The following is a 13,944-nucleotide window of genomic DNA, read 5'->3' on the forward strand; positions in this document are numbered from 1 at the left end:
ACGTGGCATGGGTTAGAGAAGTAAAAAAATTACTAAAGATTTATTATCTATTCGGTAAAAATTGTATGATGGCGCAGATGGAATATCGTTTTAATTTCTTTGTTGGAGTCATTGTGGAGAGTGGTTTTGTATTATCGAAGTTGATTTATATTTTCGTAATATACCAGTCGGGTTTGATTATCGAAGGATTAAGCAGAGATTCTATTCTATTGTTCTCAGGCACATTTATGTTGGTGACAGGGGCATATGTAAGCCTTTTTGTCGTTAACTTTTTCAAAATTTCAGAGGAATATATACAAGAAGGGAAATTAGATTTGTATATTACAAAACCGATATCCCTACAATTCCTTACTACAATGAGATATATAGACTTCGGCTTGGCGATTCCAAACTTAATAGTTGGAAGTGTGCTATTAGTGATGGGATGGGTTCGATTGGGAATTGAGGTTAGTTTTGCTAATATCGTAGGCTATGCGCTATTTTTAATCGGAGGAATTGTAATTAGTTATACGATTATGTTGATTCCGCACCTCTTTTCATTTTGGTTTATTAATACATCATCTGTGAACGACTTAAGCAATGACATTTGGGAATTTGGTCATATGCCAGCGAGAATTTATGGTAAGATAATCCAGACTATTGGTATTTATATTATTCCGTTGTTTTTAGCAAGTAACTTCGGACCATTGTATCTCTTAAATCAATTAAGCACAGCGAATATAATGTGGGGTATCTTTGCTCCACTAGCATTATTGTTTTTGACTCGGTTATTATGGAAGGCAGCTGTTCGGAATTATTCCAGTGCAAGCAGTTGAGTTTTCACAGAGAGGTGAAAGAGTAATGAAATTCTCAGTTAGTTTTTTTTCAAACATAAATGATTCTGTAGCGCAAAATATGCAGAATCACTATGAATTTTTATTCAAAGTAATTCAGTTTGCGGAGGAGCACGACTGGTATGGTGTCTGGTTTCCTGAAAGACATTATCATACTTTTGGTGGCTTATTTCCTAGTCCATCCGTTTTTGCTGCGGCTGTAGCAAGAGAAACAAAAAAACTGCGTATTCAGGTTGGGAGTGTCATATTGCCTCTCCATTCGCCTATTCGAATTGCAGAAGAATGGGCGATGGTGGATCAATTGTCAAAAGGGCGAGTAAGTGTTTCCTTTGCTTCTGGTTGGAACCCTAACGATTTTATAGAAAATCCAGAGAATTTCGATAATAGAAAAGAACTAATGTGGGAGGGGATGAAAAGGATTGAAAACCTTTGGAATGACCGAGAAAAAGATATAACAATATTTCCTAAAACCTACCAGAAACGAATCCCGATTTACGTAACAGTAGCCTCTTCAAAAAAGACTTGTTATGAAGCGGGGAAACGTGGATACCATTTGTTAACTCATTTTATTTTTAATGATATGAATGATGTAAAGCAGAAGATTGAGTTGTATTATGCGGGATTACGAGATGGAGGACATAGTATAAAAGATAAAGATGTAACCATTTTGCTTCATACCTATCTGGATTATGACCTTAAAACGGTAGAACAGGTCGTAAAAAATGCCTTTTACGAGTACCAGTATGCTTTCCTGTCATTGGCAGAGGCTACTCCCCATTATGTAAGTAAGCGCGAAGAAGAGATTGCGAAAACCTTGATGCTTAGAAAGTATTCTCCTCATTATTCCTTGCTGGGTACTCCAGAGACGTGTAAAACCGTATTGAAAAAGCTAGAGGAGATAGGTGTTACACAGGTTGCTGCGCTGATTGACTTTGGATTAGAAAAACAGAAAATTATGGAGAGTTTGGAACGTTTGCATTTGCTTGTAAAAGGGGCGAATGTTCAAACTATCTAATGAAAGGGAATGATAGGAATGATTCAGGATAAGATATGTAAAATATTACAAGACCTGCTTAAGATCGAAGAGCCTATTGCTGAATGCGAAGACTTAACAAATATAGGTTTAGATTCCATGGTTGCGATTAACTTAATCGTTGCACTAGAGCAAGAATTTGATCTGGAGTTTAGAGACGAAGACCTCTTACTTGAAAACTTCCGAACTCTAGAGAAAATAGGAACTCTAATTAATGAACGACAATTAGAGCAAGTAGTCTATACAGAAGAGAGTGAATATTAATGAAGAAACAGTATCAAGTAGTTGAAGAACTTTCTCAATCGCAAGTAGAAGCGATTACTTCGAGATTGATATATAGTCTTGAGGGGATTTCTCATTGCTGCTTTTATCCTGAAACAAAGCAAATTGAAATTGACATTGTGGACAAAAGTAAAGAAAAACATATTGACCAGGTTATTCAAACTATGATAGAGGAACAAAAGAGTATCCGACCTTTTCCTAAGCGAATTATTCGAAAGACCGATGGTGACATCACAAAAGTACAGGCTGATGAGGAAAAAATAGTAGCGGAGTTTTCAGAGCTGATTCGAAAAGAGTCTGCAGTTATTTTATATGATGCATTACAGCGCCTTTTTACCAAATATGCAATTTCTAAACAGGCGAGGGCGAGAATCTATTCTTCTTTAATTCTAAGACAGACATTGGAAAAATGTCAGTATGTGAAAAACTTCCCTCAAAACTTATATGTAGTTGCCGAATTTCCTCATGAGTATGAAGTGCTTAATAATGTTAGTCAAACAGATAATTATGAAGAATATATTCGTTGTAGTGAGTATCTTCTTTCGCCAGCCCTATGTTTTCATTGCTATGAGGAGTATTCCAATCAAACATTGCATGAACCATTACTACTTAGTACAGAAGGTGTTTGCTTCCGTCATGAAGCCCCATGGCGTCTGGGAAAACACCGACTGCATAATTTTAGAATGAGAGAGTTTGTTTTTATGGGAGATGAATCATTTGTAGAGGAAACAAGGTCCTTTTTTTTAGATCTAATATGGATTTTATTTGTTAATTTGGGATTTAGAGGTTATATAGAGACGGCACATGATCCGTTTTATTTTCCTCATCATGCTGGAAAAAGCCAGTATCAGTTGATGGCTCACATGAAATATGAGCTGATTATTTCAACGGATATAGGTAATTTTTCGATTGCTTCCTTTAATAATGTAAAAGATACACTATGTAAAGAGTTTAGCATTACTGGATCAAATGGTTCGATATTACATTCAGGATGTGTAGCTTTTGGGATTGACCGATGGGTATATGCTTTGCTAGCTGTGTATGGTACTCAACTTCAAGAATGGCCTACTTACATAAAGGAAATTTTGGATATATAAATTTTTTTCTGTTTGTAAATAGAAGGAGGGTTACTATTTATGGTTTTTTCCACAAAAGAAAGAGATGTGCAATTAAAACGATTGGAAAGGCTTGTTTCAGGAATTCGAACCAACAAAGTAGAACTGCTAGATATTTTGACGGAGATTGCTACTTATGATAGTGCTGAGGCTGAGATAGAATCTTCCATCTCGACTTTGCTTGGAGCTGAAGAGGAAGTGAATCTTTACAATCCCCCTACTATTAATCGAATTGCTGTTTATCATTCATCAAATGTTTTGCTGTACTCCTACGTGTTATATGCCGCAGTACCAAGTTTATTTTGCAAGGAAATCTTGATTAGACCCTCTACAAAATCTTTATCTACAATGGTAAAACTTCATGATTTCTTGATGAGGCAGGTAGATATACCGTCCCGGCTGCTCCCTATCTCCCAACGGGAATTTAGGGCACAGGTAGGGCAACCAGATGTAGTTGTCTTTACCGGTAATTACAAAAATAGTTTGAATGTACAGAAAACATATCCGCAGTCTTTGTTCTTGTATTTCGGAGCTGGAATCAACCCATTTATCATTGGACAAAAAGCAAATATAGAGGATGCTTCCAAACGAGCCGTAGCTGCTCGTGTTTATAATTCGGGACAAGATTGTATGTGCCCCAATGTGTATTTTGTCCATGAGAATATTAAAGATCGTTTTCTAAATACATTGATTCAGGATATTGAAAAATTGCAGATTGGCGAGCGAAACATACCAGGAAATGTAATTACTCCGTTATTTTACGATGGATTGTCAAAGCAGGCACAGGATTATCTTATACAAATGAAGGATCGTATTGTTTATGGTGGAAAAGTGGATTTGTCCATTAATTTTGTAGAGCCGACTGTTGTTGTATCCCCACTCGAAAAAATTGGTAACGTTATTGAGTTTTTCTGCCCTATCTTTCATGTTGTAACCTACCGAGATGAACAAGAGGTAGTAGATTGGTTGCATGCGCCTGAACGTGTAGAGAGTACTCTCGGTGCATCTGTTTTTGGAGTACCAGAACTAGTAGAAAAATTACGTTCTACCCATATCGTTTCAGAGGATTTGAGTCTGTATGATATTGAGAACGGAAATCATCCATTCGGTGGTTATGGCTTACAAGCGAATTATGTGTGCTATCAAGGAAGTTTTATTAGTCGTCCTCTTTTAATCTCCAAAGAAGTATCAATTGCATTTGGTAGCAAATAAATCGCTACATTAACATATAGAAGGATGTGAAATAATGGAGGGAATAAAAGGTCTAACGATCTGGGATGCTTATGTGAATGTACTTATAGAGCAAGGGATAACAAAACTTTTCGGTATGGTAGGAGATGGTGCGGGATTAATTGAAGCTGCACACAAAAAAGAGGGGCTAAATATTTTCACGGCACGTGATCAGCGAATAGCGGTTGGAATGGCAATGGGATATGCTCAGGTGTCAGGAGATCCAGCTGTGCTTGTTACCAGTCCGGGACCTGGAATTGCAAACTGCATGATGGGTGTTTTAGAGGCATACTCTGCTGCTGTACCTTTAATAATTATCTCAAATGCCACAGCACGGAACATACGTGGTGAAGGAGCCTTTCAAGAAACCAACTCTATTGCTATGATGCAGTCTATGACTAAATGGTGCTATCGTGTTGAGCATTCAGAGAAAGCCCTTTGGGCCCTGCGACGAGCTGTTTTTATGGCTATTAATGGAAAGCCCGGTCCTGTCTATCTTGAAATTCCAGATGATCTCACATATCAGGAGCTAAGTAGTGAATTGTTATGGGATGCTGATAAAAAGAGCCTTCATGAACAAGGCCCTATTTTTTCTCAGCCAGAGGAACAAAGTATATATAAAGTATTCAAGCAGCTAACGGAAGCAAAACGCCCCATCATCCTGTTAGGAGGAGGGTGTCAACATCGTCCATTTGTGTCTGAACTAACAATTTCCTTAGCAGAGGCACATGGATTAGCCATCTTTACTACAGCATCTGGAAGAGGAATCATAGATGAGAGACATCCCTATGCTTTTGGAAGTGTAGGATTGTATACGTTACCACAAATCAAGAAACTTCTTTTCGAAGCAGATTTGATTATGGCGATTGGAACTCAATTAGAGGAAACTGCTTTGATGGGTTGGAAGGAAGCTTTCTCAAATACATTCTTTGTGCATATTGATTGCCATTATGAGTCGCTAGAACGCTCTGTTCATGCCAATCACAGGCTACTTGGGGATGCCCAACTTTTTCTGCAAAATTTATGGCGAATCTCATGCGAGGATATGAATTGCGGTATCAATAACAAAAACGAGTGGATAAAAAGAATGAAGGAAGTAAAACAAGAAGTTTTGTCAGTCTGGTCAGAAATAGAAGACGTAAAGGCACCTGTAAGAAGTATTCTGAAGGGAATCGAACGTGAGTTTGGAGAATATGTCATTTTGGTTCAAGATAATGGCTTACATGATATGTGGGGATATTCGTATCCTGTTTATACGGTTGCTCCGCCTGGTCGTACAGTTGTTCCAGGTGAACAGACAGCCTTGGGTTTACCTATGGGTATATCCTTAGGAGCGAAGATTGCTGATAGAAAAGCGAATGTTATCGCTTTACTCGGAGACGGTTCGTTTGAAATGGGATACTCTGCTGTAGGTAGTGCCGCTGAGCATCAATTAGGTATCACTTTTATAGTAATAAATAATGGTGGATTTTCTTGGCCAAGATTTCAACAAAGCATGAGCGGAATGGAAATAGGGTGTTGCTTTCAAATACAGCTAGACTATGCAGCTTTAGCCCGATCTGTTGGTGGTTATTATGCAAAATTAACTACTCTAAATGAATACCAAGTAGCATTAAAAGAAGCAAGGTTGTACACAAAACAAAATAAGATTGCCTTGCTAGAATTAGTAGTCAATTGGGATCAAGATTTACCAATCACAGTAATGATGCAATATGGGAACAAAGGATAATAAGTGTGTCTCATAGGAGTATTTGATTCAAAGCAATATATGTAGATGTCTAAATAAGTTAGGGGGAGTCCAATGAATCTGACTATTCCGACATACCATCCTGTCATGTATAACAAACGAAAAGAATTTTTAGATTGTTTAGAGTATCTTATTTGTTCTTATATTCAAGGATTTGGAGTACCGTATCACTGGCTTCTTTCCGACAGATGGGGATTTTATTATCGAAGCATTGATGATTTTACAGCAGCAAAAGAAGAGGTGTTAATACCTTTTCCAAGTACATTACAAAAAATTTACAAGGCAAATTTTATTCATTACGAAAAACGTGAGCTATTGGATGTAGTAAAAGAAACCATCAATCAAAATCGACAACTTTTTACTGTTGTGGATGGTAGATTCCTTCCATGGTATACCGATATGGAAATCTTCTCACATTTTGTTTTAATTCAGGACTATGACCCTGCATCCAAGGTTTTTTATATAACAGATTTGTGGCCATATGAATTTTCTGGCTGGTTCCCGATTGAACCTACTAAGCAAGCCTATGAAGTAGAAGGTAGATACAGCTTTGTATTGACCGAACCATCCTTACAAATCAACGAGGAATTGCTTCTACAGCAATTTAGGTCTGTTTGCGACAAAATTATTGGTACTGATCCCGGATATGAGGGCTATCTTAGCGGACAAAAAGCATTGCTTACATGTAAGCAAGATATGATATCGTATGGAAGAGATTTGGGAATTCATCTAAATAAAATGTTTGATATGTTAAAACGAGTAATAAATTATCGGGATGGTTTTTTAGAGTTTGTTTTATATGTAAATCAGGATCAAACAAGTCCGGTTCGCGGTGAGATAGATCCAGCACTTATTATTTTAGTAGAAGAGACGGTAAATATGTGGGCTGTGTTTCGAAATTATTTGATTAAAGCAAAGATTACAGGTAGTGTTAATTTCCAAAAACAGATTGATTGGGTTGATAAAATTATTGAAAAAGAAAAAGAGGTCTATGAAAAGTTAATCAGCTATTTCTAGATTGTTAGAAAAGTAATTGAGGTGCTTGAACAATGAGTATGACAGATGCACATATAATTAGTTTGGCATCCGTTTTTAATACAAAGGGAGTATCAACTCAAGACCCAACGTATGTTGCTCAATTAGATCATGTACACAGCAGTATTCCTGGGGAGATATTTCCAAGTGATGAAATAATTTCATATGGGGGAATTCCTTTTTTCTTTCCATTAACTGAAACGGTTGATAATGATGTTATAAGTTGTGATGGTCAAATTATTGAAGTAAACGCTCAAAGTTCCTTTCAAACCTTAGCTTTCCTAGGCTTTTCGCTGTTTGGTGATTATCAGGATAAATTTATAATTCGATATGTGGATGGGATGGAAAAAGAAGCACGATTTGGTTTGACTAACTGGAAACAGTATAAAACTGGGACACCATTGTTTGGAGAGCAGATAGCAATGTCTCTCCCCTATTATGTAGAGAACATGATTCTTACTGAACTCCCAAGAACCATTTGGTTGCAGAAAGTATCTCTTCAGTATCCAGAGCGTATTAAACAAATCATACTGCCAAGGAATCCATATCTGATTATAATTGCTCTTACCCTGTGTAACGTATAGAGCCAATACGTTCAAAAGGGAAGCGTACAATAATGAAAATACGATCATTTGCATAAGAAAGGGAGCGTACAGTAATGGAAATACAACCATTCGCACCAGAAAGGAAAGCTCCGTATTATTCCATTTGTCTTCACGTTATTTTGCATGAACGACTAAGGCATGAGGGAATGACTAGTTTCCTTAGTTTACATCCCAATTTAGAGATGTATAGCGTAACGGTTTATTCTAAGAAAAAAGATGTAATCAACATGGAGTATGGCTTATGGGACGAATATATAGATTCTTTCCGTTTAAGTAAGCTGGGCTATGGAGTCAGCCCGGAGCATATGGGCTATAAAGTAGAGAACATATCGTTTAAAACCTATGAGGAAGGTAAAGCAGCGATTATTCATAATATTAAAAATAAACATCTCTCATTGATTGGTGCTACGTATTTCCACTTACCTTACAGTGAATATTATCATAGTGATAAGTATCTGATTGAGTACAATAGTCTTCACCCTGGAATTATTAAGCATTGGATATCTGTATATGGGATAGATGAGCAGAAGGCATTAATTTATGATGGTGTTCCAGCAGATTATGTTGGGAGCATAAAAATTCGAGACTTTGAAGCATGCTGGCGTGGAGATCGGGCTATTAAGCAATTAGAAAAAAATACGAAAGTACAGGGTAAAAAAGAATTTGAAATGCTACAGCTATATGAAATTTGCAAAATAGGTAAGAGTGACGTAATGAAATTGATGGAGAGTGTAGCTGTTACAGTTGCTTTTGAATATAATCGGGGGCTCATAATCCGAGAAGGTAATGACACGCATTACTTTGGAAGAAGTGCGATTAATCAGCTAGTAGAGGATTTGATCTCCTATAAATATGATGATCACCTGAATGGAGGTCATCTTTCTGATTATGGTCAAGCTGTTCTGGAAATAAAATTAATGCGCTACTACTACCTAGATTTGCTTAAAGATTTGGTAATGCTATACGGTTCTGCTTATGAGGAGGATTTGGCCTGGTTTAATAGGATTGTAAAACAATGGGAAGCTATAAGTATTGGTCTGATGAAGAATATTATGCGACAGTCACCACTTAAAAAGTTTTTAGAAGCAACAATTGAGTCAGTAGAGCAAACAAAGATGCAAGAAAATCAATTTTTTATTGAGTTCCTCCAAAGACATTCTCAAATTTCTTTAGTAAAACCCATAAAAGCAATCCAAATATGATCTTTCAAGGAAGGAAAGAAGCGGTTTGATTAATTATGAAGTTTTTGTTGGTAGTACATCTTATACAGATTTTATTAAACAAGAAATACAACAACTCATGTTTAGTATGAATCGTTTAGGGGTTTCTGAGGGTCATTTGGTTGCAATCGCTATTCATGAGCCTATCTCTTGGTTAATTGCCTATTATGCATGCAAGGAACTAGAAGCGGTTCCTATCATGCTCGGAAAGGTGGCTGAATTAGACAAACAGTTAGAGATAGTTCGAGCTGACTATGTGTGCTATATGAGCGATCATTACAGGATACAGATTGAGAGACTGTCCTTGGTAGGGGAAAAGAATATACCTAGTAATACCGCCCTCATTTGTAGAACCTCAGGCTCTACTGTAGGAATACCTAAATATGTAGTATGGAGTAAAGAGGGAATTGAATATCAGAAACGTGAGACAACACGAGTATTCGAGTATAAGGAGGGGGAGCGACTTCTTTTCACATTACCGCTTTGGGGTGCATATGGATTGAGTATTGTGGGTATCTTGGAGCAAAATGGTATGGATTTGGTCATTCCTGCTAATTTACGTCCCCGATCTATACTTACTGTACTACAGAAGCAGGGAGTTAGATGGGTAGAAAGTGCTCCTTTTTTTTATCAATCTATGCTTCCTTATCTATTAAAAGAACGTAGAGGGATTGTAGATATTGGAGTAAAGGGATGGGGATGTGGAGGTGATTTACTTCCCTATGCTTTTGTTCAACAGTGGGTGAAAATGACGGGTGTTCCTATATTGGATGGTTACGGGTTAACTGAGGCGGGGCCTAATGTATTACTGAATAGTCCTTACGATTATCGTTACGGAACGGTTGGCAAACCACTTGTTGGAACAGAAATTTGCTTTTCCGAGGATAGAGAGTTATGGGTACGAAGTCCTTCTATAATGTTAGGGTATTATGCCGATGGACAAGTAGATGCCTCAATGCTTAAGGATGGATGGCTGCTTACTGGTGATATGGCAATGAGGGATGAGCAGGGGTATGTGACGATTTTGGGAAGAAAAAAGAATATTATTATTGTCAATGGATATAATGTCAGCCCAGAATATGTAGAAAGAACCATAAGAGAATATGATGGAATAAGAGACGTAGCTGTTGTGGGGATTCCTCATCCAACACGCGGAAATCGATTGTGTGCTTTTGTGGTAGGGGATAAGTCTATTACGAAAAGAGACATTGACCTATTTATAAAAGATAGAATAGAAGAGCCTTCCCGACCGAGTTTTTATGAAATGCTTCCTGATTTACCGGTTCTAGCTAATGGAAAGACAGATCGAAAACAACTACAAGCGATAGCAGAAGTACGATTTGGTCAAGGAAGTTTCGTGTAGATGCCTAGAAGGGGTACCGCCAACATTTTGACGTATAACCCATGCTAATACTGTTTTTGGAATCAGAAACTGGGACTTTAAGGTAAGATTTATTCTGGAAAATGAAAGGATAAATTTTTATTTAGGAAGACAATAAAGCCTTCTGAGAAAACAGGAGGCTTTCAATTTTCGACTTTTACTTTCTTTGACTTTTGTTTTAGTATAATTGTGGAAGGAAATTTATTCCTGTCAATGCTTCAAACGTCTGAAAAAGGCTTGATACGCTTTATCCAGACGTTCGACTACGTTTTGTAAGACTTGCGAATGAACAGTCTTATACTCTTCACATAAAAAAGGTTTTTCAGATAGCATAAGCACTTTTCTTCGATATTTTACAGACCAGACGATATAATAATTGACATTCCCCTCTCCTCTAAAAAGGCAGCGGATTCCTGTCCGCATTTCCTAAAATTCTTCCAAGCAATAAAATGATAGAGTTTTATCGTTCTCTTGGGTTTTTATCCCGTTAACTTGATGGGCATGTGGCGGTACCCCGATAAATACTGAGGTTGTTTTGAGTTGATAGCAATTCGAAATGAGTTAGTATGAACTCGCAGTGACAAAATCAAGAGAATGAAAATATGGTTAAACATCAGAAAAATTCGCTTGGCATTCCTTTTGCAATTATAAAAATAGTGTAAAAATTTTTATACTTATCCATGCATGAATGTTTTGTCACCTTGATGATGTTCAAAGGAAGAGAGGATGGGAGTATGCAAAAAAGATTGTTTATCAATGGAGAATGGATCGAATCGAAGGAATATCATCCGCTTTATTCGCCTTATTCAGGCGAGCTGCTTGCTTACATTCCTATGGCTACAGAAAAAGAAGTTGAACACGCCATTGAATCAGCCTGTCAGGCCAAAGATGTATTGGCAAAGATGCCTGCGCACAAGCGGGCAAGTATTTTGGAGAAACTGGTTTTTCTTCTCCAAGAGCGCATGGAAGAAGCGGCGAAAATCATTGCAGTTGAAGCGGCCAAGCCGATTGCATTGGCACGGGCGGAAGTAGCGCGTACGATTGAAACGTACAAGTTTTCTGCTGAGGAAGCAAAAAGAATACACGGTGAAACAATTCCACTTGATGCTGCGCCAGGCGGGGAAGGAAGAGTCGCGTATACGGTTCGGGAACCTGTCGGTGTGATTGGAGCGATTACACCATTTAATTTTCCGATGAACCTTGTCGCTCATAAAGTAGGTCCGGCAATTGCAGCGGGAAATACCGTTGTGCTGAAGCCTGCTTTACAAACTCCATTATCTTCTTTGTTTTTGGCTGAATTATTTGAAGAAGCGGGGTTGCCTGCAGGAGTGTTAAATGTAGTGACCGGAAGCGGAAAAGACGTAGGGGAGAAAATTGTTACTGATCCGAGAGTGAATATGATTACATTCACCGGCAGTCCTGGCGTTGGGATTAGCATACGCAATAAAGCAGGATTAAAGCGGGTTGCGTTAGAACTCGGCTCGAATGCTGCTGTTATTATCGATAAGGGCGTTGATATTGACCGTATTATTTCTCGTTGTGTTACCGGTGCTTTTTCTTTCCAGGGACAAGTATGCATTTCCTTGCAGCGAGTATATGCCCATGAAGAGATATACGAGGCTTTTGTTGAAAAGTTTGTGGAGGCGACGAAGCTATTAAAGATAGGCGATCCACTCGACCCAGCCACCGATATATCTGCGTTGATTTCTTTCCAGGATGTACAGCGTACGCTTGATTGGATTGAAGAAGCAAAACAAGGAGGGGCAAAAGTAGCGATAGGTGGAAAAGCGGAAGGGAATGTTTTGTATCCGACCGTCATTCTGGAAGCGGACGCGTGCCTGAAAGTTTCCTGTCAGGAAGTGTTTGCCCCGATCGTGTTGATTAATAAAGTGAAGTCTGTTGAAGAAGCCATTGAATTTGTGAATGATTCTCGTTTTGGTCTACAGGCCGGAATCTATACGGAAAACGTGCGTACTGCGCTGGATGCAGCTGAGAAATTGCATGTAGGCGGGGTTATGCTGAATGATATTCCGACATTCCGTGTCGATCATATGCCTTACGGTGGTGTGAAAGAAAGCGGCATGGGGCGTGAAGGGGTCAAGTTTGCTATTGAGGAAATGACAGAACTAAAACTTATTGTCTGGAACCGAAATTAGTGTCAAGTGATCTGGGAACAGGAATTTTCCTTCTTCAAAGATAAAACTAGAGCATAGGAGGAGTAGATTGGTGAAAACATTTAAAATTGCAGTCATTGCAGGTGATGGAATCGGGCCGGAAGTTATTGGTGAAGGTGTGAAGGTATTAAACAAAGTGGCTGAATGTAGCGGAGATTTCTGTTTTGACTTTACGTATTTCCCATGGGGATGTGAATACTACCTAAAGCATGGAAAAATGATGGATGATGATGGGATTGAGCAATTAAAAGCGTTTGATGCCATTTATCTTGGAGCTGTCGGCTATCCGGGCGTTCCGGATCACGTTTCATTATGGGATTTGTTGTTAAAGATTCGTAAAGAATTTGATCAATATGTGAACATTCGTCCCATTAAATTATTACAAGGAGCGCCTTGTCCGTTAAAGGATGTTAGAAAAGAAGAGATTGATATGCTATTTATCCGCGAAAACAGCGAAGGGGAATATGCCGGTGCCGGGGATTGGTTGTTTAAAGGGAAACCTGAAGAAGTTGTGCTACAAACGGGCGTTTTTTCTCGCAAAGGGACGGAGAGAATTATTCGATATGCTTTTGAGACGGCACGGAAAATGGGCAAATCGTTAACAAGCATAAGCAAAGGAAATGCGTTAAATTACTCCATGGTATTCTGGGATCAAATTTTTGATGAGATAAGTCAGGAGTATCCGGATGTTGAAACACGCTCGTATCTCGTGGACGCGGCCAGCATGTTTATGGTGAAACAGCCGGAACGCTTTCAAGTCGTCGTCTCTTCGAACTTATTTGGCGATATATTAACGGATTTAGGGGCTGCGATTGCCGGAGGAATAGGATTGGCTGCCGGAGCGAACATCAATCCAGAGCGAACGTATCCTTCAATGTTTGAACCGATTCATGGATCTGCGCCGGATATTGCAGGCCAGGGCATTGCCAATCCCCTTGCGGCGATATGGTCTGCGAGCCAAATGCTTGAATTTTTGGGATACGAAGCATTGGCAGACACTGTGATACAAGCTATCGAAAAAATATTGCAAGAAAAAGAAGTTCTCACCCCGGATATGAACGGCACGTCTTCTACTTCGGAAGTAGGGGACAGAATAGTAGAAATTCTCTCTTCCATGTTGCATGATGAACAGCTTGAACGTCCCTTGTTCTCTCAACAATAATATGGCGATATGATATGGTTGGAAGTCCCCTATCGAATAGGGGGCTTTCATTTTTGCTGTGTAGAATATGGTTTGATTTATACGTAAATATCGCCACAAGGATTGGTTGCATGTTTATCCTTTTTGT

Annotated in this window: 12 protein-coding genes; all 12 read left to right on the top strand. The window is 38.6% G+C overall.

Features of this window, described 5'->3' with window-relative positions:
• The first annotated feature begins 2 nt into the window (after window positions 1-2).
• The 12 genes from BLR88_RS05240 to BLR88_RS05300 all read left to right on the top strand — a co-directional run bounded on the left by BLR88_RS05240 (window position 3) and on the right by BLR88_RS05300 (window position 13,817).
• Window positions 3-815: an ABC transporter permease gene (locus tag BLR88_RS05240; protein WP_057897974.1), complete on the top strand. Its 813-nt coding sequence runs from the start codon at window positions 3-5 to the stop codon at window positions 813-815.
• Complete coding sequence (locus tag BLR88_RS05245; RefSeq protein WP_254778225.1) at window positions 802-1,848, top strand: MupA/Atu3671 family FMN-dependent luciferase-like monooxygenase; 1,047 nt, start codon at window positions 802-804, stop codon at window positions 1,846-1,848. The genes BLR88_RS05240 and BLR88_RS05245 overlap by 14 nt, the downstream gene beginning before the upstream one ends.
• A gap of 9 nt (window positions 1,849-1,857) precedes the next feature.
• Entirely contained in the window at window positions 1,858-2,130 is a 273-nt protein-coding gene (locus BLR88_RS05250; RefSeq protein ID WP_254778227.1) for an acyl carrier protein, read from the top strand.
• The gene (locus tag BLR88_RS05255) at window positions 2,130-3,245 is read left to right on the top strand and encodes an aminoacyl--tRNA ligase-related protein (RefSeq protein ID WP_057897977.1); all 1,116 of its coding nucleotides are present in this window, start codon (window positions 2,130-2,132) and stop codon (window positions 3,243-3,245) included. Before BLR88_RS05250 ends, BLR88_RS05255 begins: the two co-directional genes overlap by 1 nt.
• A 39-nt stretch (window positions 3,246-3,284) precedes the next feature.
• On the top strand, window positions 3,285-4,475 hold the full coding sequence (locus BLR88_RS05260) for an aldehyde dehydrogenase family protein (RefSeq protein WP_057897978.1): 1,191 nt from the start codon (window positions 3,285-3,287) through the stop codon (window positions 4,473-4,475).
• A gap of 34 nt (window positions 4,476-4,509) precedes the next feature.
• Window positions 4,510-6,222 (top strand): thiamine pyrophosphate-binding protein, encoded by a 1,713-nt coding sequence (locus BLR88_RS05265; protein ID WP_091260117.1) that lies wholly within the window; start codon window positions 4,510-4,512, stop codon window positions 6,220-6,222.
• Between the two features lie 72 nt (window positions 6,223-6,294).
• A complete protein-coding gene (locus BLR88_RS05270) occupies window positions 6,295-7,257 on the top strand; it encodes a hypothetical protein (RefSeq protein ID WP_057897980.1) in 963 nt (320 codons plus the stop codon).
• 32 nt (window positions 7,258-7,289) lie between these two features.
• Complete coding sequence (locus tag BLR88_RS05275) at window positions 7,290-7,859, top strand: hypothetical protein (protein WP_057897981.1); 570 nt, start codon at window positions 7,290-7,292, stop codon at window positions 7,857-7,859.
• Between the two features lie 74 nt (window positions 7,860-7,933).
• On the top strand, window positions 7,934-9,082 hold the full coding sequence (locus BLR88_RS05280) for a cysteine peptidase family C39 domain-containing protein (RefSeq protein WP_057897982.1): 1,149 nt from the start codon (window positions 7,934-7,936) through the stop codon (window positions 9,080-9,082).
• Between the two features lie 25 nt (window positions 9,083-9,107).
• Window positions 9,108-10,463: a class I adenylate-forming enzyme family protein gene (locus tag BLR88_RS05285; RefSeq protein WP_091260119.1), complete on the top strand. Its 1,356-nt coding sequence runs from the start codon at window positions 9,108-9,110 to the stop codon at window positions 10,461-10,463.
• A gap of 752 nt (window positions 10,464-11,215) precedes the next feature.
• Window positions 11,216-12,637, top strand: a complete 1,422-nt coding sequence (locus tag BLR88_RS05295; protein ID WP_236781963.1) for an aldehyde dehydrogenase family protein — start codon at window positions 11,216-11,218, stop codon at window positions 12,635-12,637.
• A gap of 70 nt (window positions 12,638-12,707) precedes the next feature.
• Complete coding sequence (locus tag BLR88_RS05300) at window positions 12,708-13,817, top strand: tartrate dehydrogenase (RefSeq protein WP_302846658.1); 1,110 nt, start codon at window positions 12,708-12,710, stop codon at window positions 13,815-13,817.
• Window positions 13,818-13,944: the final 127 nt, after the last annotated feature.

The sequence above is a fragment of the Aneurinibacillus thermoaerophilus genome (assembly GCF_900099925.1).
Classification (GTDB): Bacteria; Bacillota; Bacilli; order Aneurinibacillales; family Aneurinibacillaceae; genus Aneurinibacillus; species Aneurinibacillus thermoaerophilus.

Excerpts from the sequence above, each read along its gene's own strand:
- BLR88_RS05250 (WP_254778227.1), top strand. The coding sequence starts at position 1,858 with ATGATAGGAATGATTCAGGATAAGATATGTAAAATATTACAAGACCTG.
- BLR88_RS05280 (WP_057897982.1), top strand. The coding sequence starts at position 7,934 with ATGGAAATACAACCATTCGCACCAGAAAGGAAAGCTCCGTATTATTCC.
- BLR88_RS05260 (WP_057897978.1), top strand. The coding sequence starts at position 3,285 with ATGGTTTTTTCCACAAAAGAAAGAGATGTGCAATTAAAACGATTGGAA.
- BLR88_RS05255 (WP_057897977.1), top strand. The coding sequence starts at position 2,130 with ATGAAGAAACAGTATCAAGTAGTTGAAGAACTTTCTCAATCGCAAGTA.
- BLR88_RS05275 (WP_057897981.1), top strand. The coding sequence starts at position 7,290 with ATGAGTATGACAGATGCACATATAATTAGTTTGGCATCCGTTTTTAAT.
- BLR88_RS05265 (WP_091260117.1), top strand. The coding sequence starts at position 4,510 with ATGGAGGGAATAAAAGGTCTAACGATCTGGGATGCTTATGTGAATGTA.
- BLR88_RS05295 (WP_236781963.1), top strand. The coding sequence starts at position 11,216 with ATGCAAAAAAGATTGTTTATCAATGGAGAATGGATCGAATCGAAGGAA.
- BLR88_RS05270 (WP_057897980.1), top strand. The coding sequence starts at position 6,295 with ATGAATCTGACTATTCCGACATACCATCCTGTCATGTATAACAAACGA.